The organism is Bradyrhizobium sp. LM2.9, from assembly GCF_054056555.1.
This window is the reverse complement of the sequence record NZ_JBSRYJ010000002.1, coordinates 6,753,006-6,775,335: the sequence shown is the minus strand read 5'-3', so window position 1 is coordinate 6,775,335 and position 22,330 is coordinate 6,753,006. Positions and strand designations below refer to the sequence as shown.

The 22,330-nt window shown below is 64.0% G+C and carries 13 protein-coding genes; 3 read left to right on the top strand and 10 right to left on the bottom strand.

Translation table 11 applies throughout. The features are described 5' to 3' along the window. Positions 1-62 precede the first annotated feature (62 nt). The 7 genes from ACVWW3_RS34590 to ACVWW3_RS34560 all read right to left on the bottom strand — a co-directional run bounded on the left by ACVWW3_RS34590 (position 63) and on the right by ACVWW3_RS34560 (position 7,470). On the bottom strand, positions 63-1,040 hold the full coding sequence (locus ACVWW3_RS34590; RefSeq protein ID WP_456651704.1) for an ABC transporter ATP-binding protein: 978 nt from the start codon (positions 1,038-1,040) through the stop codon (positions 63-65). Next, on the bottom strand, positions 1,037-2,452 hold the full coding sequence (locus ACVWW3_RS34585; RefSeq protein WP_456651705.1) for an amidase: 1,416 nt from the start codon (positions 2,450-2,452) through the stop codon (positions 1,037-1,039). The genes ACVWW3_RS34590 and ACVWW3_RS34585 overlap by 4 nt, the downstream gene beginning before the upstream one ends. Further along, on the bottom strand, positions 2,449-2,646 hold the full coding sequence (locus tag ACVWW3_RS34580) for a hypothetical protein (RefSeq protein ID WP_456651706.1): 198 nt from the start codon (positions 2,644-2,646) through the stop codon (positions 2,449-2,451). Before ACVWW3_RS34580 ends, ACVWW3_RS34585 begins: the two co-directional genes overlap by 4 nt. Next, complete coding sequence (locus ACVWW3_RS34575) at positions 2,643-3,704, bottom strand: ABC transporter ATP-binding protein (protein ID WP_456651707.1); 1,062 nt, start codon at positions 3,702-3,704, stop codon at positions 2,643-2,645. Before ACVWW3_RS34575 ends, ACVWW3_RS34580 begins: the two co-directional genes overlap by 4 nt. A 2-nt stretch (positions 3,705-3,706) precedes the next feature. Then, positions 3,707-4,609: an ABC transporter permease gene (locus tag ACVWW3_RS34570; protein ID WP_456651708.1), complete on the bottom strand. Its 903-nt coding sequence runs from the start codon at positions 4,607-4,609 to the stop codon at positions 3,707-3,709. 2 nt (positions 4,610-4,611) lie between these two features. Continuing rightward, entirely contained in the window at positions 4,612-5,565 is a 954-nt protein-coding gene (locus ACVWW3_RS34565; RefSeq protein WP_354103134.1) for an ABC transporter permease, read from the bottom strand. A gap of 246 nt (positions 5,566-5,811) precedes the next feature. Next, positions 5,812-7,470 (bottom strand): ABC transporter substrate-binding protein, encoded by a 1,659-nt coding sequence (locus ACVWW3_RS34560; protein ID WP_456672297.1) that lies wholly within the window; start codon positions 7,468-7,470, stop codon positions 5,812-5,814. A 200-nt stretch (positions 7,471-7,670) separates the two neighbouring features. Between ACVWW3_RS34560 and ACVWW3_RS34555 the strand changes: the two genes are divergently transcribed. Beyond that, positions 7,671-9,266 carry an ABC transporter substrate-binding protein gene (locus ACVWW3_RS34555; protein WP_456672296.1) on the top strand — a complete coding sequence of 532 codons (1,596 nt, stop codon included), beginning with the start codon at positions 7,671-7,673 and terminating at the stop codon, positions 9,264-9,266. Between the two features lie 87 nt (positions 9,267-9,353). On the opposite strand, the gene ACVWW3_RS34550 is transcribed toward ACVWW3_RS34555, so the two are convergent. The 3 genes from ACVWW3_RS34550 to ACVWW3_RS34540 form a co-directional block, all read right to left on the bottom strand. Further along, positions 9,354-11,585, bottom strand: coding sequence for a CHASE2 domain-containing protein (locus tag ACVWW3_RS34550; RefSeq protein ID WP_456651710.1), 2,232 nt, complete (start codon positions 11,583-11,585; stop codon positions 9,354-9,356). A gap of 153 nt (positions 11,586-11,738) precedes the next feature. Then, positions 11,739-12,440 carry a hypothetical protein gene (locus tag ACVWW3_RS34545; RefSeq protein WP_456672295.1) on the bottom strand — a complete coding sequence of 234 codons (702 nt, stop codon included), beginning with the start codon at positions 12,438-12,440 and terminating at the stop codon, positions 11,739-11,741. Beyond that, complete coding sequence (locus ACVWW3_RS34540; RefSeq protein ID WP_456672294.1) at positions 12,385-19,578, bottom strand: VCBS domain-containing protein; 7,194 nt, start codon at positions 19,576-19,578, stop codon at positions 12,385-12,387. Before ACVWW3_RS34540 ends, ACVWW3_RS34545 begins: the two co-directional genes overlap by 56 nt. 619 nt (positions 19,579-20,197) lie before the next feature. On the opposite strand from ACVWW3_RS34540, the gene ACVWW3_RS34535 reads away from it, so the two are divergent. Both ACVWW3_RS34535 and ACVWW3_RS34530 read left to right on the top strand, forming a co-directional pair. Beyond that, positions 20,198-20,929 carry a transglutaminase-like cysteine peptidase gene (locus ACVWW3_RS34535; protein WP_456651712.1) on the top strand — a complete coding sequence of 244 codons (732 nt, stop codon included), beginning with the start codon at positions 20,198-20,200 and terminating at the stop codon, positions 20,927-20,929. Between the two features lie 126 nt (positions 20,930-21,055). Further along, positions 21,056-22,180, top strand: coding sequence for a lysozyme inhibitor LprI family protein (locus tag ACVWW3_RS34530; RefSeq protein ID WP_456651713.1), 1,125 nt, complete (start codon positions 21,056-21,058; stop codon positions 22,178-22,180). The last annotated feature ends 150 nt before the right edge of the window (positions 22,181-22,330 follow it).

Below are 22,330 nucleotides of genomic sequence, written 5' to 3'. Positions count from 1 at the left end.
CATGGAACCGGAACCGGGATGAATACGGTGTGAATGCTGTTCCCCGCTCCCCCGTGCAAATATTAGGACAGTGTGGTGACCGGCTCCGCGAGCACACACCTTGCTGCCCTGCCCGCTCCCACTTCCACATCCGCAGGCAGTTGCTCCAGGCAGCGGGGCTGGGCCACAGCGCAGCGGGGGGCGAAGGAGCAGTTGTGGGGCTTTTCGGCCAACGAGGGCGGCGTGCCGGGGATGGTTCCGAGCCGTGCGCCACGTTTCGCGCCGTGAACGGTGGAGGCAAGCAGGCCCTTGGCATAGGGATGCACCGGCGAGCGGACGATATCGCGAAGCGTGCCCTGCTCCACGATCTGGCCGGCATACATCACCGCGACGCGGTCGCAGATCTCGATGGCGACGCCGATGTCGTGGGTGACGAAGATGACGGACATACCGAATTCACGCTGCAACTCGCGCAAGAGCAAGAGGATCTGAATCTGCACGGTGGCGTCGAGCGCCGTGGTCGGCTCGTCCGCCAGCAGGATCTTCGGCCGGCAGGCGAGCGCCAGCGCGATCATCGCGCGCTGTCGCATGCCGCCGGACATCTCGTGCGGATAGGCATCGAGACGACGCTTGGCGGAAGGAATGCGCACGACCTCGAGCATGTCGAGTGCTCTCGCGCGTCCCTCCGCATAGCTTTTGCCCTCGTGCCGCACGACGCTTTCGGCGATCTGCGCGCCAATGGTGTAGACCGGATCGAGCGCGAGCGCGGGCTCCTGGAAGATCATCGATACCGTCTGGCCGCGGAACGACGACAGCTGCTCGTCGTTCATGGCGAGCACGTCGCGGCCCATGACGTTGACCTTGCCCGCGATCTGCGTGCGCTTCTTCGGCAACAGCCGCATCAGCGCGCGCAAGGTCACGCTCTTCCCCGAACCGGACTCGCCGAGCAGGCCCAGCACCTCGCCATCGCCGAGCGAGAGACTGAGATCGTTCACGGCATAGACCGTGCGCTCCCCGGTAAAGCGGATGTTGAGGCCTGAGATCTCGACGAGCTTTGTCATGACGGAAGTTTCGGCAGCCTATCGTGATAGTCGGTGACGCGCTGGAATGCCGCGCCGATGGTGAGCAAGGTCGCCTCGTCGAAGGAGCGGCCGACCAGCTGCATGCCAATCGGAAGACCGCTCTTGGTGAAGCCTGAGGGCACGGTGAGCGACGGCAGGCCGAGAAAGTTCACCGGACGGGTGAACAGCGTCAGCCGCTGCAACAGCGCCGGTGCGTTCGGCCCGCCGCCGACGTCGCTCTCCTCGATCGTCGGCGCCGGCACGGGAGAAGCCGGTGCGATAATCGCGTCAACGCCCGCGGCCGCCGCATTGTGCGCGGCGAGCGCCGGGCCGCGCCAGCGCATCGCCTCGAGATAGGTGATGGCGGGAACGGCAAGACCGTTCTGAAGCCGCATCAGGACCTGCGGGCCGTAATCCTGGGCACGCTCGATCATCCAGCGCTTGTGGAACGCGGCCGCTTCGGCCGCGAGAACGAGCTGGCTTGCCGCGGACAATTGCCGCTGGTCCGGCAGCTCGACTGTGACGATGTCGGCGCCCTGGCGCTTGAGAACGGCGATGGTCTCGTCGAGCACGCGCGCGACCTCGCTGTCGAGATCGTCGACATAGAAGGACGAAGGGACGCCGATTTTAAGACCTTTGAGCGAGCCCTTGGTCGCGCCGACATAGTCGGAAAGCGGCTCGTGGCTGCAGGTCGAATCCTGGGGATCAGGGCCGGCCATCAATGCCAGCAGCAGCGCGCAGTCCTCCGCGGTGCGGGCAAGCGGGCCGACCGTGTCGAGCGACTGCGACAGCGGCATCGCGCCGGCGCGGCTGACGCGGCCCACGGTGGTCTTCAGCCCGGTGACGCCGCAGAAATGCGCGGGCATGCGGATCGAGCCGCCGGTGTCGGAGCCCAGCGCCGCATAGGTTAGCCGCGCCGCGACCGCCGAGCCGGAGCCCGACGAGGAGCCACCGGTGATATGCGCGACGTTCCAGGGATTGCGCACCGGACCGTAATGGGCGTTGTGGCCGGTCGGGCCATAGGCGAACTCCGCCAGATGCAGCGTGCCAAGGCGGACCTGGCCGGCGTCCTTCAGGCGCTGCAAGGCGGTGGAGGTCACCGTCGGCACGAAATCGCGACGGATCAGCGAGCCGCAGGTCGCGACGTGGCCGGCATCGTAATACATGTCCTTGTGCGCGAGCGGCACGCCATGCAGCGGCCCGCGGACTTCGCCTTTGGCGAGTTCGGCGTCGGCGGCATCGGCAGCCTTCAGCGCGGCCTCTGATTCGATCGACATGAAGGCGTTGAGATGCGGCTGCCATTGCGCGATGCGGTGCAACAGCGCGCGCGTGACCTCATGCGAGGACACCTGCTTCATCGCGATCGCACGCGCGACCTCGGCGAGCGTCATCAATGCAGGCTCGGTACTCATTTCGACACCTTCTGCGTCTGCGCGATCGGATACAGTGCGGGCTCAAGGTCGAACGGCAACGTGCCGGCGATGGCCGCAAAGCCTTCAAAGGCAGGCCCGATGGAATTGGAGATGCGCGTCGCGATCTCGTCGTCGACGGGAACACCCGCGACCTGTGCCGTCGCCTTGATCTCTTTTATCGTCGGTCTCGTCATGCGGTTTCCTCCTTCGGCGCGCGACTATGGCCTGAACCGGGGATCGCCATGTAGCACGCGGCCTCGTGGCCCATTGTATCGAGCGCGGTGAGCTTTGGTGTCGCATTTGCGCAGAGCGGCTCCGCAAACGGGCAACGGGTATGGAAGCGGCAGCCCGACGGCGGATCGATCGGATTGGGCGGATCGCCCGTGATCGGCGGCGTCTCGGTGCGACGATCTGGGTCCGAGGACGGCATTGCGGCCAGCAGCGCACGCGTATAGGGATGCGCAGGCCCGTCCCACACACGGTCGACCGGACCGAGCTCGACGACCTCGCCGAGATACATCACCAGCACGCGATCGCTGATGTAGCGGACGACGTTGAGGTCGTGGCTGATGAAGAGATAGGTCAGCCCAAACTCGCTCTTGAGATCGGCGAGCAAATTGAGCACCTGCGCCTCGACGGACTTGTCGAGCGCGGAGACCGCTTCATCGAGGATCACCAGCCGCGGCGACAGCGCCAGCGCACGTGCGATGTTGATGCGCTGGCGCTGGCCGCCGGAGATCTCGTGCGGATAGCGGTTGGCGAAGTTTGCAGGGACCAGCCCCACCTTGCCCAGCAGCTCGCGCGCCAACGCACGCGCCGCGCCGTCCGCCATGCCGTGCACCTTCGGGCCGAAGGCGATCGATTCCTCGATGGTCAGGCGCGGATTGAGCGAGGCGTAGGAATCCTGGAACACCATCTGCATGCCGCGGCGCAGTTCGCGCAAGCTGAGCGACTGCCCGACACTCATGCCGTCATAGATGATGTCGCCGGTATCGCGCGGCATCAGGTGCATGAGCAGCCGCGCGGTGGTCGACTTGCCGCAGCCGGATTCACCGACGATGCCGACGGTCTCGCCCTTGGCGACGGAGAAGGAGACGTTGTCCACCGCGCGCACGGTGCGCTTTGCGGCGAACAATCCGCCACGAACCGGAAAATGCTTGGTGAGGCCATTGACCTGAAGCAGCGGCTGCGCGACGCCGCCGCGGTCCTCGACCGGTTCCAGCATCACGACGGAAGCGTTGGTTTCGCTCATGGCTAGTTCCTGATGTCCATGGCGCTACGCAGGCCGTCCGAGAGCAGGTTGAAGCAGATCGAGACCGCGAAGATCATCGCACCGGGGAGCGCGGCGACCCAGGGGTTGACGTAGATCGCGGTGCGCAAGGTGTTCAGCATCAGGCCCCATTCCGGCTCCGGCGGCTTGGTGCCGAGGCCGAGGAATGAGAGGCCTGCCGCCAGGATCATCGAGACCGAAATCAGGCTGGTGGCATAGACGAAGATCGAACCGAGCACATTGCCGAGGATATGCACGCGCATGATGGTGAATGGACCGGCACCGGAGGCACGCGCGGCGTCGACGAAGTCCATGTTGCGCACGCCTGTCGTGACGCTTTCGGCGACGCGTGTGATCTGCGGCACGAACACGACGGTCAACGACACGATGGAATTGAGGATGCCGGCTCCGAGTGCGCCGGAGATCGCAATCGCCAGCAGCACGGACGGAAACGCGTAGAACACGTCGATCGTGCGCATGATCGCGGTGTTGAGTTTGCCGCCGACATAGCCGGCGACGAGGCCGAGCGAGGTGCCGATGCAGAAGGCGAGGATCACCGGCAAAATGCCGATGAGGAGCGACAGCCGCCCGCCATAGATCAGCCGCGCCAGCATATCGCGACCGAGCTCGTCGGTGCCGAACGGGTAGCCCGGCGTGCCGATGTGCCGAAGGCGCCGAATCATCGAGCCCTTGTAGGGTTCTTCCAGACCCAGCCAGGGCGCAACGATCGCAGACAGGAAGATCAACAGCAGCACCAGCGCGCAGACCATGCTGACCTTGTCGCGCCGGATGCGGCGGCCGACGGTCGCCCAATAGCCGCGCGCCTTGGTCGCGGGCGCGGCCTGAAGCGCCGCATCGCTTGTGACGGACAACGGAAGCTCGCTCATCGCTAGCCCCGCTTGATGCGCGGATCGATCGCGGCTTGCGCGATGTCGACCAGCAGATTGAGGAAGACGAAGAACAGCGCCAGGATCAGGATCGTGCCCTGCAGCAGCGGCAGGTCGCGCTGGAAGATCGCGGAGTTGAGCAGGAAGCCCGAGCCCGGCCAGGAGAATACGGTCTCGATCAGGATCGAGCCGCCGAGCATGTAACCCAGTTGAAGCCCCATCACCGCGAGCGCGGTGGGCGCGGCGTTCTTGATGACGTGGCGGAACACCCCGCGCTCATGCAGGCCTTTTGCACGCAGCGCCTCGACAAAATCCTGGCTGAGGATGTCGCCGGTCAGCGCGCGCACCGTGCGGGTGACGATGCCCATTGGGATCACCGAGGTCGTGATCGCCGGCAGCACGAGATATTTGAGATGCTCCCAGTCCCAGGCCCAGGCGGTGGAGCCGCCGGGCCCGGCGCCGACCGCGGGCAACCAGTTCAGCTGGACCGAGAAGATGATGACGAGCACCATGCCGAGCCAATAATGCGGCACCGAAACTCCGGCGATGGCAAAGGACGTCGCCAGCTTGTCGACCCAGGTCTCGCGGAAATAGCCGGCGATCAGGCCGAGCAGGATGCCCATGGTGAAGCCGATGATGGCCGCGGCAATCGCCAGCGTGACGGTGTTGCTGACCGCGCGCATGACCTCGGCAAGCACGGGACGCCCGCTGGCGATGGAATTGCCGAGATCGCCATGCAGCGCGCGCATCAGCCACAGGCCGAACTGCACCGGCAGAGGGCGGTCAAAACCGTAGGCGGCGCGGAGTTGTGCGGCAAGCTCCTGCGACGCATCGGCCGGCAGCACCGCGACGAGCGGATCGCCCGGCGTGATGTGCACAAGCAGAAAGCACACCAGCGCGACGCTGATGACGATCGGGACGACATAGACGATGCGTCTGGCGATATAGGCGAGCACGTCGGATTCTTTCTTCCCTTCTCCCCTTGTGGAAGAAGGTGGCATAGGCCGCCTCAGGCCGTTTTTTTAAGACGACGCCGAAGCAGAGCTTCGGCTACGGCGCCGGACGAGGGCTTGTTTCCGCGGATGATACTGCGTTGAGAGGTCCGCATTCGCGGAGAGAGACCTCTCACCCGGCTTCGCTAAAGCGAAGCCACCCTCTCCCGCAAGGGGAGAGGGTACAGCGAGTACGTTGCTAGCAGCTCACTACTGAATCGACACCAGCGAGAAGTCGATGAACCAGCTCTTCGGCTGCACGACACCTGTCACCTTCGGGCTGATGGCGCGGGGCCCGACGTCGTGGGCGACGTAGAGGAAGGCGGCGTCGTCGACAGAGGCCGCGTGCAGTTCGGCGAGCGCGGCGTCACGCGCGGCGGGATCGAAGGTTTGCCGCGCCTTCTTCACCAGTTCATCGAACTTGGGATTGTTGATAAAGCCCCAATTGTTCGAGACCGGCGGCGCCATGCCCGATTGCAGGAAGCGCACCAGGGCGAAGAACGGATCCATCGCCGCATAGGTGACGTTGGTCGCATTCGAGCTATTGGCGCTGGGATCCTTGGCGCCGCGGCGCCAGTTGGTGAACAGCGTATTCCATTCGATGACGTCGAGCTGCACGTCGAAATAGCATTCGGCCAGTGCTTGCTGGATATATTCGTTCATCGGCAGCGGCTGCATCTGGCCCGAGCCGGACGCCGAGGTCTGGGTCTTGACCGTCAGCTTCTTGTTCGGACCGAAGCCTGCCTCCTGCATCATCTTCTGCGCGGCAGCCTTGTCATACTTGATCTCGAAGGTCGGCTTTCCGCGCCAGGGATGGCCGGGCTCAAAAGTGCCGGTCGCGGGCACCATCAACCCTGCAAGCAGACCGTCCTTGAGACCTTCGCGGTCGACGCAGAGGTTTGCCGCCTTGCGCACGCGGATATCGTTCCAGGGCGAGCCTTCGACACGCGAGAACTGCCACGGCCAGACATGCGGCTGCTCGTTGGCGTAAAGCTTGAAGCCGCGCTGCTTCAATTCAGGCAGCGCGTCCGGCGCCGGCGCCTCGATCCAATCGACCTGTCCGGAGAGCAGCGCCGCAGTGCGTGCATTCGCTTCCGGCATCGGCAACAGCACCATCTTGTCGACCTTGGGCACGCGCGCCTTGTCCCAATAGCTCGCGTTCTTGACCAGTTCGAGCCGCTCGCGCGGGGTGAAGGCCGCCATCTTCCACGGGCCGGTGCCCGAAGCGTCCTTGGCGAACGCGGTCCATGCGGCCTGCGACTTCGCCTTGGCGTCAGCACCTTCCGCCTTGTCATAAAAATGCTGCCACTTCGCCGGGCTCGCCATGAAGAGGGAGTTGGTGAGGTTGATCGGCAGGAAGCTGTCGGGCTCCTTGGTGGTGAGTTCGACCGTCATGTCGTCGATCTTCTTCGCGGACGCCAGCGTCGGCATGCGCGACGCCGTAACGCCGACTTGGCTGGCGTCGAATTGCGGCGCGTCCTGCTTCAGCACTTTCTCGACGTTCCACACCACGGCATCGGCGTTGAACGGCGAGCCGTCATGGAAGGTGACGCCGGGGCGCAGCTTGAATGTCCATTTGGTCTTGTCGGCATCGTCGACCTTCCACTCGGTGGCAAGGCCGGGGATCACCACGCTCGCCTTGTCGGCGGAGGACAAGTCCCAGCCTGTGAGCGCGTCATACATGGTGAGGCCGGTGAAGCGGTTGCCTTCAAATCCCTGATCCGGCTGGCCCAGCGTGCGCGGAATATCGGCAGCGGTCATGCCGATCCGCAGCACGGTGTCGGCACTGGCCGCGCGCGGCCACGCTGCCGCACTCGTCAGGGCCAGCGCCGCAATCAGTGCCGCGCGCGTAGTCTTCTTGATAAGCATCGACTCAATCCTCTTCGTCTTTCGATGATCAATTTTGATGCAATCGTATGCAATGGCTGTGCCAATGGGGAAACTTATTCTGCGAATTGTCCCTGCGACGACAAGTCCTTGTGATCGGACGTCGGCGAGGGCAGCCCGCTGCCTATTCTGGCATCAAGATTGCAAGTTTGGCCCCGATTTCTCCCTGGGAGCTATGGGCCATGCGTATCCGACTGCCGACCTGTCTCGCCGTGCTTGCGCTGGCGTTTTCCGCAATTTCGGCGCGTGCCGAAACGGTGGTGCGCTACGGCATCTCCATGGCGGATATTCCGCTGACGACGGGCCAGCCCGACCGCGGTGCCGGCGCCTATCAGTTCACGGCCTACACGATCTACGACCCCTTGGTGGCCTGGGAGATGGACGTCGCCGACCGGCCCGGCAAGCTGGTGCCGGGACTGGCCACGGAGTGGAAGGTCGACGACACGAACAAGACCAAGTGGCGCTTCACCTTGCGCAAGGGCGTGAAGTTTCACGACGGCAGCGAGTTCGATGCCGATGCGGTGATCTGGAATCTGGACAAGGTGCTCAACGACAAGGCGCCGCAATTCGACAAGCGGCAGAGCGCGCAGGTGAAGACCCGCCTGCCCTCGGTCGCAAGCTACACCAAGATCGACGATTCCACAGTGGAGATCACCACCAAGACGGTCGATTCCTTCTTTCCCTACCAGATGCTCTGGTTTCTTGTGTCGAGCCCCGCGCAATACGACAAGCTCGGCAAGGATTGGGACAAGTTCGCGAGCCAGCCCTCCGGGACCGGCCCATTCAAACTGACGAAACTGGTGCCGCGCGAGCTCGCCGAGCTCACGAAGAATCCGGATTATTGGAACAAGAAGCGCATTCCCAAGGTCGACAAGCTCGTGCTGGTGCCGATGCCGGAAGCGCTGACGCGCACCAATGCGCTGCTCGCCGGGCAAGTCGACCTGATCGAGACGCCGGCGCCGGACGCCGTGCCGCAGCTCAAGGCGGCCGGCATGAAGCTCGTCGATAACATCACGCCGCATGTCTGGAATTATCATCTGAGCGTGCTGCCGGGCTCGCCCTGGACCGACATCCGCCTGCGCAAGGCGCTCAATCTCGCGATCGATCGTGAGGCAGTGGTCGGCCTGATGAACGGCCTCGCAAAACCCGCCAAGGGCCAGGTCGATCCGTCGAGCCCCTGGTTCGGCAAGCCGAGCTTCGAGCTGAAATACGATGTCGCCGCGGCGAAGAAGCTGGTCGAGGAAGCCGGCTACTCCAAGGCGAAGCCGCTGAAGGCTACCTTCATCATCGCACAAGGCGGTACCGGCCAGATGCTGTCGCTGCCGATGAACGAATTTTTGCAGCAGAGCTTCAAGGAAATCGGCATCGACATCGATTTCAAGGTGGTCGAGCTCGAGACGCTCTATACGCATTGGCGCAAGGGCGCGGCCGACGAGATCAACGCCGGCATCACCGCCAACAACATCGCCTACGTCACTTCGGATCCCCTTTACGCCATCGTCCGCTTCTTCCATTCGAGCCAGATCGCGCCGGTCGGCGTCAACTGGGGCGGCTACAAGAACCCGAAGGTCGACGCGCTGATCGACGAGGCCAAGCAGACCTTCGATGCCACCAAGCAGGACGAACTGCTGGCCCAAGCGCATGCGCTGATCGTCGACGACGCCACGCTGGTGTGGGTTGTCCACGACACCAACCCGCATGCACTGTCGCCCAAGATCAAGCAGTTCGTGCAAGCGCAGCACTGGTTCCAGGATCTGACGACGATCGGGGTGGAGTGAAGGCGGCAGCTCAACTCTCTGCCGTCGTCCTGGCGAACGCCAGGACGACACCTCTTGTTGAGGCGGCAGCGAGAGCCTCTCGCCCCCTTACTTCGTCAGCAGTGCATACGCCCCGGTCCAGCCCTCCGGCGGCGGGTTGATCTGGAAATCCTTGATGCGGGCTTCGTACAGCCCGAACAGCTTTTCCAGCGTGTCGGCATCCTCGCTGCGACGACCGCGCTCGATCGCATCCAGCGCGCCCTGCCAGTCGCGGCCGCGATAGCAGGCAAGCATCTCGATGGTGACGTTGCGCAGGCGCTGGAACGGTCCAGAATGCAACACGTCGCCGCGGCCGGCGATGGCGTAGATCACTTCTGGCTCGGTCTTGCCCTTGACCATGATGAAGTCGAGCTCGAGGATTGCGAACTTGTCCTTGGCGGCGAGCGCGGTCCTCGAGCCGACGATGATGGGAAAGCCGTACTCTTTCGACTGACCTTCCAGGCGCGAGGCCAGGTTCACGCTGTCGCCGAGCACCGAATAGTTCTTCTTCAGGTCGGAGCCCATGTTGCCGACCACGCCGATGCCGGTGTTGAGACCGATACCGACATTGAGCGGGATGTAGACGTGGCCGCCATCGGCGGCTTCCTGCTCGCGGTCCTTGTTCACCGCGTCGATCTTCTCGAGCATCTGGATCGCGGCCTCGCAGGCGTTGACCTCGTGCGCGGCATCGTCGAGCGGCGCGTTCCAGAACGCCATGATGGCGTCGCCCATATATTTGTCGATATAGCCCTTCTGATCGATGATCACCTCGGTCAGCGGCGTCAGGAAGCGGTTCATGAGCGCGATAAGCCCTTGCGGGTCGTGCTTGTAGGTTTCCGATATGGTGGTGAAGCCGCGCACGTCGGAGAACATGATCGTCATCTCGCGCTCCTCGCCGCCCAGCACGAGCTTTTCCGGCGACTGGGCGAGCTGCTCGACCAGAACCGGCGACATGTATTGCGCGAACATGCCGCGGATCTGCACGCGCTGCCGCTGTTCGCGCACGAAGCTGGCGAAGATCAGCGTCAAATAGATCGCCGTGGTCGAGAGCAGCGGATAGGTGAAGTCGATGAGATAGCGATATTGCGCGTAGAAGAACCAGGACACGCCGATCAGGATCGCGGCGAACGTCGCACCCGCAAGCACGAGGCGAACCGGTCCGAGATTCGGCGTGAAGATGATGACCAGAATTCCGATGACGAGCGCCGCGAGCAGCTCGACGCCAAGCGCATAGTTCGGCTGCGAGATCACTGCGCCGCTCAGCACGCTTTCGAGCACCTGCGCATGAATCTCGACGCCCGGCATGGTCGAGGATACCGGCGTGGTCTTGATGTCGTTCAGTCCGACCGCGGAAGTGCCGACCAGCACCAGCTTGCCGGAGAACTTGCCCGGCGGCACCGTATTGTCGAGCACGTCGGCGGCCGAGACGTAGATCGAGGGATCCTGGCGGGCATAGTGCACCCACAGCTGACCGTTCCTGTCGGTCGGAATCTCCACGCCCCTCAGACGCACGGCTCGGACGCCGGTCTTGTCGGTCCTGACAAGCAGCGTCGGCGTGCCCGTGACGACGCGCAGAATCTCGAGGCTGAGCGAGGGCATGATCATGCCCTGGGCGCGCATGATCATCGGCACGCGCCGGATCAGGCCGTCGCGCTCGGTCCTGATCGAGAACAGGCCGCGGCCGGCAGCGACCTTCTCGATGACGGGCACGTTGCGCAGGAGGCCCGGGAATTCGAACAGGAAGCGTTCGGCGCCCTCCTCACCGACCGTCGCGACGCCGGTGAAGGGCAGCGACTTGTCGACCTCGGAGGATATGGCGTGCTGCCCGGTCTCGCCCAGCACCACGCGCGAGCGCTTGATCGCTTCGGACAGGATCTGGTCGTTGCTCGGCAGCTCGCGCAGCTTGGCGCGGGTGGCATCGTCCAGATCGCGCATCTGGCTCGCGACGATATCCGGGTTGAGCCGGTCGGCCTCCGAGAACACCACGTCGAAGCCGATCGCGACCGCGCCGTTATTGGTGAGGTTCTGGATCAAATCGGCGATCCGCGTCCGCGGCCACGGCCACTGCCCGAGCTTGGCGAGGCTCTTGTCGTCGATGTCGACGATGGTGACCGGCCGCGCCGTCTTGTGGCGCGGATCGATCAACTGAAACATATCGAAGGTGCGCAGCCGCAATTCCTGGATCGGCGGCGGATCCCAGAGCCGAGCGCCGGCAAACACGACCAGCAGCCCAAGGCACATCAGCCGCGCAAACCCGAACTTCCGCGTAAACCACCGCCGCAGGATCTTGAGACGTTTCATGTCGATCGGACTTCCTGCCTCGCAGCATCATGCCGTGCGTCCCGATCATGGAGCGCGGGACCGCGATTGGCTATTCCCTGGCGGTGGAGGATTATGGATTTTTTGCCGCGGCCAAGGCGGAAGGAAACACAGTTTTCGGGGAGGGGCGGCGCGCTAGGTGACGTGAAGGATGAAATCGTTCGTCTGGAGGCTGACGCCTTTCACGAGGATGGTGTCGGCTGCATCGATCGTGATCAGGGTGTCTGCCCCTGACGCGGCCACATGGTGAGCCATCCAGTCGGAAACGTTGGAGACTCCGACGAACGACAGGTCGATATGGTTCGTGCCGGACGTGAAGTTCACGATCGTATCGTGGTTCGAGTTGGTCGCGAACACGAACTGGTCCTGGTATCCGGTGCCGAAGAACACATCCTTGTCCGTCGTGCCGGTGAGAGCGACCGGGCCTGCTTCGGTCAGGTTGAAGATCAGATTGACCGTGTCGCTCGCGTTGTGCGCGTCGGTCACGGTGACGGTCACCATGTCCGCAGCCGGGCCGCCGCTGCTTGCCTCCGTGTAGGTCACCGCCTGGAGCGCCGAATTGACAATGGCCAGAGAGCCGCCCCCCGTTGACGGGTTCACAGCGGCGCCCGAGGCAGCCGTAGCGGCGATCGTGAACGTGTCATTCGTATCGGGATCGGCGACCGAGAGGCCATGGACTGTCACCTGATCGCCCACTTGCGTGACGCTGGCCTGGTCGACATTGAGCGCGGGCGCGTCGTTCGCGCCGGCGATCGTCACGGTGACCTGTGTCGTGTCGGTCTTATGGCCGTCGTCGAGGGTGATCGTGGAGACGACCTGCGCCGTCTGGGCCTGCACCGAGGAAATCCAGCGCCTTGTCGGCAATCGAGTAGTTCCAGGCGACCGTGCCGTTGTTCGTGTTGCCGGCCTGCTGAAGGGTCAGGGCATGTTCCAGAGCGGTGATCTGGTCCGGCGTCAGCGTCATAGCCGTGGTGTGATCGAGCGCGATGACCAACGGACCGGTGATGGTCGCGGTCGGCCGGTCGGTCAGATCGATATCCTTGAAGACGATCGAGCCTGTCCCGCCCGACGCCGGGTCGAGCGCGGAGGAGCCAGTGGTGTTTTGAAGCTCGGGGCCGGTTGCGGTCAGCGTCGCCCCGGCCGCGGTGAACGCCGGCGGCGCGTCGTCGGCCGCGTTAAACGTGATCAGCGTGCCGCCATGACCGTCGCTGCTGCCGGCGAAATGCGCGTTACTGTAATCGGCGCCCGTGAGCTTCAACGTAATGGTGTGGTTGTGGACGTCGCTCACAACGAGCTCGCCGGTCGTAGCGTTATAAGTCGCCGACGTGCCGTCATCATAGACGATGCTCGACAGGTCGATCTTGTCGCCCGCGGACAGCTGCGCGATCGAGCCGCCAAAGGTCGACGTGTCGATCTGAAGACTGGCGCCGTCGCCGGCGAGCGCGATCGTCTGCGACACCGCGTCTTCCACCTTCAGCAGCGCGCCGGCGTCGACGGTGGCCGAGCCTGCGCCCGACAGCGAGCCGAATAGCGTCAGGGTCCCAGTGTGGACCTCGATGCTGCCGATGTTGATGATGGTGCCGGAGATCGACGCCGTGCCCCAGCTTTCGATGTCGTGGGAATTGGCGATGCTCAGGCTGGTTCCGGAGATCGAGGCGCCATTGAAGAGATCGATCTCGCCGGCGTTGCTGATCGAGGACAGACTGCCGAACACGCTCGTTCCGGAAACGGTCCAGGTGCCGCCCAGCTCATTGTTGAACGCCGCGGTGGCGACCGAGATATTGCCGTTGATGTGACCGGCATTGTTGATCGTGATGGCGCCGCCGGTCTCGACGATGGCGTAGGTCGTGGACGTCACGGTGGAGGCGATCGCGGGCCCGATCGTGCCGGTGACGGAATTGTCGATCGTCGCCAAGCCGGTCGTGTTCTCCTGGATGAAGATCGCGGCGTGGGCGCTCGGCGCCACGATCGATCCGGTATTGGTGATATGAGTCGAGCCGGTCGCACCCGCTTCGTTCTGGGTGACGCTGATGCCGGCAAGGCTCGTGCTGGTGATACCACCATGATTGACGATGGTGATGTCGCCGCTGCCATTCGCGATGGCAGACACGCCGACCGCGCCGGCGGCGGAGCCATTGTTGGTGACGTTGACGTCGCCGCCGCCGTGATCAAAGGCGCCGATCGCGGTGCCCGCAGCGGTGATCGAAGAGGTCGCGCCGGTCGTGACCGCGACGTTTCCGGCACCCCAGGTGAACGCTTCGATGCCGTAGCCCGCGTCGGCGATGATCGTCGCATCGCTCGTGACGGTGACGTCGCCTTTGACCGCGCTCGAGAATACGCCGTTGCCGCCCGGCTTGTAGCCGGCGATGATCGCGCCGGGAATGGTGCCATCGTTATTCGAGATCGAGCCGGAATGGATGATGCCGTGCGCCTCGACCGTGATCGTGCTGCCCACGCCGCTCGCGATCGCGGTCGCATAGTTGACCGCCACGACACCGGAGCTGCCCGAAATGATGCTGTCGCCGCTCGCCATGGTGACGCTGATGTCGCTCGCATCGATGCTGTAGGCCAAAATGCCGTAGCTGGTCGTGCCCGTCACCGACGCTCCGGCACCGAGCGTCACGCTGACGTCGCCGGTACCGCCGCTGAGCGCCTGCGCCCTGATCCCGTCCTCCGCGCCGACGACCGTGGTGCCGGCCGCATCGTTCACCGTGACGTTGCCGTTTCCGTAGTTATAGGCGTGAATACCGCAGCCGGCCGCGGCGGTGACATTGGCATGGTTGTTGACGACGACCGAGCCGTTGACACCGATGTTGGCGCTGCTGCCGGTTGTGGCGCCGTTGTAGCCGGCCTGGATACCGGCAGGCGTATTGCCGCTCTGGTTCAAGCTGCTGCCGGAGTTGATCGTGCCGTAGGCATTGACCGTAATGGTGCTGTGATCCGAGCCATCGAGGGACGTCGCTCGGTTGACGGCGACGATGCCGGAGCTGCCCGAGGTGACGACGCTGCCGGCCGCGGTTGTGACGGCCTCGCTCCCGGCGCCATAGCTGCGCGCCCTGATGCCGTAGACCGAGGTGCCCGTGATGTTGCCGCCGGCCACGATGGTGACGTCGCCGTCGCCCTGGGTAACCGCGTCGATGCCGTACGCGCCGCCGACAGCGCCGCCGGTTGCCGTCAGCGAAACGTCACCGGCGCCGTTCTGGGTCACAACAATGCCGCTCGCCGCGCCCGTCAACGTACCGGTGAGCGCGAGCACGATATCGGCGGGCGCGGCAGATGTGCCGCCCGAAGCCGTGAAGTCAAGTGCGTCGCCGCTCGATGCCGTGATGTCGGCCGCGCCCTGGATCGTGAACGTTCCGGCTTTCGTCGACTGGCCGGCAATGGTGCCGGTGAAGATCTGGCCCGCCACCTTGTCGAGCTGGAGTGTATCGGTGCCGCCGGCGAAGGTGACGGTCTGCGCGTCCGCACCGCCGAGTTCGAACGTTGCGCCGCCGTCGATGATGAGCGAGCCGCCGCCACTGAGGCCGCCGGACAGATTGAGCGTGCCGGCCAGGACCTCGATGGTGCCGGCGTTGGTGACACCGCCCGTGATCGTGTTGAGCCCGGAAACGCTGTAGAGGTTGCCGGCATTGCTCAGGCTGCCGTCATTGATCGTGATGTTGGTCAGATAGAGCTTCGAGTGGCCGTCGACTGTGACCGCTCCGGTGCTGCTGTTGCTGACGGTGAGATTTGCCAGCTTCAGCGTGCCGTAGTTGATCGCCTTGAGAGCCGCGGTGTTGGAAATGTCTTCGCCGGAGACGTCGAGCTCAGCGCCGCTCGCCTGGATCAGGCCGTAATTGGTGATGGCGTGGGTCGTGGCGGGATCGATCGTCAGCGTGCCGCTGGTGACGGTGATCGTGCCGTTGTTCGTGATGTCGCCATTGTTGATGGCGCTCGTACCGGTCGACTCTAGCGTGCCTGAAATCGTCACCGTGCCGCCGTCGATGGTCGCGCCGGCAAGATCGAGCGTCGAGCCAAGTTCGACCGACACGGTGCCGCTGCCGCTATTGGTCACCGTGGCCGAGATCAGCTTCAACGTGCCGTTATTGATGGCGGCAAGCGTGCCTGAGTTGGCGACGGCCTCGCCGTTGACGTCGAGCTCGGCGTGATTGGCCTGGATGGTGCCGCTGTTCGTGATGGCGGCGGCAGGAGTCGTCGCCACCAGCGCCAGCAGGCCGCCGAGGGTCGACTCGAGCAGATAGTTGTTCGAAATATTGGCGTCGGTGATCGTCGTGGCGTCCGAGGACGCGAGTGTACCGACGACGGTGAGCGTGCCGCCGGTCAGGCTCGCACCTGCCAGCGTCAGCTTCTTGCTGGTATCGACCTTGACGATGCCGCCATTGGTGATCGCGGTGCCCACAACGGTCGCGTCGTCGAGCGTCAGCGTGACGCCGGTCTCGATCGCGACGGCGCCCTTGTTCAAGGTCGCATTGCCGTCGATCTTGCTGTCACCGGTGACGTCGATCGTGCCGCCCAGCACGCTGTAATTGTCGATGGTGCCGCCGGTGATCTCGGTGCCGGACAGCGTCAGCGTCTGGCCATCGTCGACCTTGACGATGTGACCGGTGTTGGTGAGGACATCGTTGAGCAGCGTCGCGGCGCCGGCGATCTCGAGCGTGCCGTTGTTGGTGATCGCGCCGCCCTGGATTTTGGCGGCGTCCTTGAGCTTGACGGTGTTGTCGAGCTCGATGCTGGAATTGTCGGTGATCGTCGAACCCGACACCGTGACGCCGTCCAGCGTCAGCTTGGCATCGGCGGTGACCGCGCTAACGCTCAGCGTAGCCCCGCCGTCAATCTTGCTGGCGCCGGTGAGGTGAATGGTGCCGCCGCCGTTGATGGCACCACCGCTGATCGTGGCGTTGTCGAGCGTCAGCGCGGCAGTCGCGTCGACAATGACGCTGCCGCTCGAATTGTTCACCGTCGAGCCGTGATCGATCGCGAGCACGCCATTGGCCAGCACTTCGATGGTGCCGGCATTGGTGACGGTCTCGCCATCCAGCGCGTTGCCGGTGCCGCTGACGTTGAAGATGGCGTTGTTGTTCAGCACGCCGCCGCTCAGTATGGCATTGCCGTTCAGGTCGATCTCGCCGTCGTTGGTGATCGTGCCGGCACCGCTGATCGTTGCCCCGTTCACCGTCAGCTTGCCGGTGGCATAGACGGTGACGTTGCCGGTGTTGGAGACGGTCTCGTGGGCAAACTTCGCCGCGCCCTTGACGTTGACCGCACTGGAATTGTTCAGCGTGCCGTCCTTGATGACGCTGGTGCCGTCGAGCTCAAGCGTGCCGGCGATGGTGACGGTGCCACCGCTGATGGTGGCGGTGTCGACGATCAGCATCGTGCCGGCATCGGCCTGAACGGTACCGCCGGTATTGGCAACATCGCTCTTCAGCACCAGCGTGCCGCCGGACAGGTCGATCGTGCCGGAATTGGCAATGGCGGTCAGAGTATCGATCGTGCCGCCTGCGGCCAGGGTGAACGTGCCTGCATTCGTGATCGTGCTGGTGTTGATGACGACCACGCCGGGTGTTCGGGTGATCGTTCCGACATCGATCGCCCCGCCGACGATGACATGGCTTCCGAACGAGTTGGTGAACTTCGCGTCGGCATTCAGAGTGAGCTTGCCCCCGATAGTCAACGTGCTCTTGTTGACTACCTCCGGCGTCTTGTGGTGCGGCGCCGTGTCGTAGTCGTCCAGAGTCAACGACTTGGCATAGGCAGCGGTGTCGATCGTCACCGGATAGGACGGCGTCAGCCCGTGCAACTGATCGGTGATGACGATGACGTCGTCATTGCTGGTCGGGACCGTGCCCGTTTCCCAGTTGGCGGCGTCCTTCCAGAAGCCACCGGAGGGCGCGCCGGCTTGGTCGGTCGCGATCCACACCACGGCGGCAGCGTCCGTTCCGGTGATCGTGACGGTGATGGTCTGCTGCGAGGTGGCGCCTTGCGCGTCCGTGAGCGTCACCGTGTAGACCAGCGTCAGCACCTCGCCCTTCGGGATGAAGTCGGCGAGATAGACGGGCAGGTCGGCCAGCGACCAGTTGATGGTGCCGGTGCCGCTGCCCTTGCTGTCGGCGCCGGCCGCGATCGCGGCCGACATCGCGCTCTGGAACATCGCCAGCGGGCCCGGCGGCACGGTGCCGTCAGGCAGCGTCGCGCTTGTCAGCTTGACCGCAACCGTGTGGGTGTCGGTGAGGTCGACATCCTTGAAGGTCAGCGTGCCCGAGGTCGGCACCTCGCTGGTGAGCGGGCCACCCGCCACGCTGGTGCCGCCTTCGAAGGTGATGGTCGGAACGCTGCTCGTGATCACCGGCTTGTCGTTGGTGCCGGTGATCGTGATGGTGATCGTTCTGGTGGCGGTGTCCGGGCTCACCGTGAAATTGTTGGCGACGCGGACCGTGTAGGTCAGCGTCAGCGTTTCGCCAGCCGCGAGAAAGTCAAAGACGTGGTCCGGGATCGTGTAGGTCCAGACCGCCGAGCCGGTGTTGGTGTTGCCGCCCTTGGCGACCACGTCGATGTTGATCAGCGTCGCCGCGATGTCCTGCTTCTGGAGCGAGGTGAGCGATCCGGTGACATCGTGCAGTCCGGCGTCCTTGTAGACGTAGTTGGGCGCGTCGCCGAGGCTCACGCTCACCGTCGGCCGGTCACCCAGGTTCTGGTCGAGGAAGGTGATCAGGCCGGAGATCGTGTCGGAATGCGTCGTGTCGCCAGTCGTGTTCGCGCGCTCGGTCAGCGCGAATTCCGACGTCACATTGCCGTTGAGATCGAGGGTGCGCGCGTCGGGCGGGCCGGGAATACGGTTGCTGGTCGACGTGGATGTGCCGGGGCCCTGCGGTCCCTGCGGATTGAGGTTCACGAAGGTCGCAATCGCGGTGGCGCCGATTGGCGTCTTGAGCAAGATATCGTAGCTGGTCTGTGTGATCGAGTCGGTGAAGTTCGTGGTCAGCTTGGTGTTGCTGTTGTTGTCGGTGAACTTCAGCGTGAACACGTCCGTGATCAGCTTCTGGACGTCCGGCGACATCAGCGCATTGCTGATCGAGACGTTGCCGCCGCTGATCTGGATCATCTGGCCGGCCTGGTTGACCGTCGCGATCGGCAGCAGCGTGACCTTGTCGAACAGGATGTAGGAGCCGGTCGTGCCGTTCGGCTCGACCAGCACCTGGAAGCTCGCCTCCGGCTGCGGTTCACCGCCCCCGGCGGGAACGACGAAGTGGATCTGGCTCAGCACCGCCGTGCCGCGGATGCCCATGGTGGCGACCGGGGTGTCGATCTTCATGTCGCCATGCTTGGCGGTCTCGCCGGCAACGAAGGTGATGGTGCCTGCGACCAGACTGAGCAGCGAGGAATTGTTCGACCCGTTGGGGTCGTAGACCATCTCGTTCAGCACCATCCGCGCATTGGAGGACAGGCCGAACACCGTGCCGTCGATGAAGGTGATGCCGAGCGTCGAGTCGCCGCCGGTCGAGACCACGTCGCCCTTCTCGACGTTGTCGCCGTTGTTCAGGATGATGGAGACGCCGTTGCGGACCGCGGTCGCGCTGCCGGACAGCTTGGTGACGTGGCCGATGACCTGGGCGGCGGCAATGCCGGACGCGGCCTGCGCATATTGGACGTGGCCCGTGAGCGCGTTGACGATGTCGCCGCTGAGGTGTGCGCCATCCGGCGACGAGAGCGCCGCGCGCTTGTCGCCCCTGAAATAATCGTGAACGATAAACTCGTGACCGTCGTGGGACAGCACGAGATCGCTGCCTGCGCGCTTGTACTCGCCGTTGAAGATCAGGTTTGGATCGGGAACAACGAACGCACCATCAGGCACGTGACCCTGCGCCTTCGCGATAAAAGGCTTGCCCGTAAAGGAATCGACATGGACGTCGGAGGGCGAGTGGGAACCCCCGCCATCCAAGGAAATCGCGGCGTTAAATATGCCAGCGTAATTCAACCGGGCACCAAAAAAAGGGTTAAAATCTAAGTAAGTATCGATCGCCTAAGCTTGCTTATCATTACCAAGTCCCTAGCGAAACCATCTATTGCTTGTGTGATTTCGCATCACCCAGCGGTCGACGCCCCTGCCAGGCCCCGCCACCTTAGAGGAAACAGCGTATTTATCGAAATATCTGTAAGTATATGATTGCTTATCCGAGCCCATTTTCGGTACCCTCCTGTATTCGCCCGTATAAATTTTACAACGAATACTTGTTTCATCTAGCCTTCGTGGTGCCCCGCAACATACTGCGGCAAATACGGAGCCAAATCTGTGACCCAATTAACAGAACCCGTGAAATAGCGGGTCGTTAGCCATAGGGCGCGGAATCGGCCGCGGCACAACCAGTACCTGCAATTCGTCCGATTTCGCGGCAGGCGGCCTCTTACCTAGTCCCCGATTCGTAAAATTTTATGCAATTGGGCCAGACCGATTTCAGCCTGTTACCCGGTTGTGGGACCTCAGCCGGGCGCGTTAAGCAGAACAAAACAGCCCGTCTCGCACTATCTCCGCGAAAGCAACAAAGCCCGCACGACCAGGTCGAGGGGGACCTGGCGAAGCCGGAAGGGGATGTCAGATGGAGACCGCTGCTCGCTCGCGCGCTTGGCGCGCAATTACTGTGCTGTGCGGATTGATCCTGCTCGGATCGGCCGCCGAGCTTCGCGCCGGCACGCTGCTGTCGCCGGGAGCCGGTGTCCTCGTGCGCAAATCCGCCGAGCCATTCGGCGTGTTCGCCTTCGCCACCTCCGCCGGCGGCCTGCAACAGAAATGGTTCGCGCTGAAGTCCAGGCTCGATGACGACATGGTGCAGCTTGCGCTGTGCGACGGCGACCGGGACAATTGCGCTTCGCCCGCCGCGCTGAAACTGATCGCCATCGTCGACCAGGCCCGCAGCCGTGACGGCCGCGCTCTGCTGGGCGAAACCAATCGCGCCATCAACCTGGCTATCCGTGCCGCCAATGACGGTTCTGAGGACGTCTGGAGCTCGCCGCTCGCGACCTTCGCGCGCGGCGCCGGCGATTGCGAGGACTATGCCATTGCCAAGCTCGCCGCCCTGCGGCTCGCGGGCGTTGCCGCCGAAGACCTTCGCATTGTCGTGGTGCGCGACGTCAGGGCCGGCGAAGAGCATGCGGTTGCCGCCGCACGGCTCGACGGCCATTGGCTGATGCTCGACAACCGCCGCATGGCAATGGTCGAGGACGACGCTGCACGGAGCTACCAGCCGCTGTTCGTGCTCTACCAGTCGGCCGTGATGAAATATGTCGACGAACCCGTGCGGTTCTCGATGGTCGCCGCCGAGACGCATTGATTGATGTTGTAGCCCGGACGGAACGCAGCGAAATCCTGGCTACGAGCCCAACCACCCCGCCACAAAGCCATTTCGCCGCGCGATCCGGGACGCTAGCATGGCCGCGGCTTTGCGGGGGCGACTGAAATGCGGTTCATCGTGCTGACTTTGCTTGCGCTGCTGGCTTTGCCGGCGGCACCGGGCTTCGCGCAATCAGGCACCTCCGACCGCTCCATCGCCGACAGGCTGCCGCTGTTCGCCAGGAACAACTGCCAGCAGATTCGCGATCCCGGTAATCAATTGTTCTGCGGTGATGCCGAGCTTGCCGCCGCCGCAGAGAAGCTGAGCACGGGAATCGAGGCGCGGCTTGCCCGCCTGCCCGATCGCCTGCCTGGAATCGAGGAGAACGCGATCTGGATCCGCCAGCGCAACCTCGGTTGCGGCATCGTCGGCCAGTCCGCAATCCGCACCGACGATTTCGACCGGGTGAAGGCATGCCTCCTCAAGGTGACCGAGGAGCGCGCAGCGATCGTGCGCGATCCGGATTTCGACTGTCTCGCGGCCAACACCGCAGCGGGTGCGCTGATCTGTGCGGACCCGTCGCTGGCGCTTGCCGAGACCGAATTGAACAGCCAGGTGCTCAGCCTGATCAGCAAGCTCGATCCGACAGCGGCACGCTTTGCCTTCGCCGAATATGGCCGGTGGACGCGGGAGCGCGATCGCAAATGCAATCTGGTCGGCAAGGAGAACGTGCCGCTCGGGGAGCTCGAGTCGGCGGAGGACTGTCTCGCCGGCTATCTCAAGCACAAGGCCGGCGAGATCGGCGCGGCGAAAGGCGATCCGAAAAAGGTATTCGGCCGACAGGTCGTAGCCCGCTTGCCCGACACCGACGCCGTCGACTTCTGCGCCGCGCGAATCCACGCGGCCAATTCCTGCGGCAACTTCCTCCGCATCAACCGCGTCTACGCGCTCGACAGCCAGGTGACCGAGCAGGAGGCGCAGGTCACGGGCGAGATCGAGATGGTTGTGCTGGCGCCCTTCACCATGTGCAGCAAGGTCGCGTCCGCCTGCACGGGCACCTGCTGGGACGCCAGGACGGGTCGTCCACAGCCTGGCGGCGGCAACAAGGAGCGCTCCGCAGACGCCTTCAACGTCACACGCCGCCTCAGGATCCAGCGCACTTTTGCGTTTGTGAAAGCCGCCGACGGCTGGCGCTGCCGGGAAGACGAACTGGCCCCGGTGAATTCCGGCACCGCGGGCGGGGGATCGTGAACCGTCCTTAAAAGAACGCCTACGCTTCGCATCGGCTATGGTGCCGGATGAGGGGTTCTCACCACTCGCAAGACCATTCGTGTGGAAAGAGACCCCTCACCGGGCTCGCCGCTTCGCGGCGATCCACCCTCTCCCGCAAGGGGCGAGGGT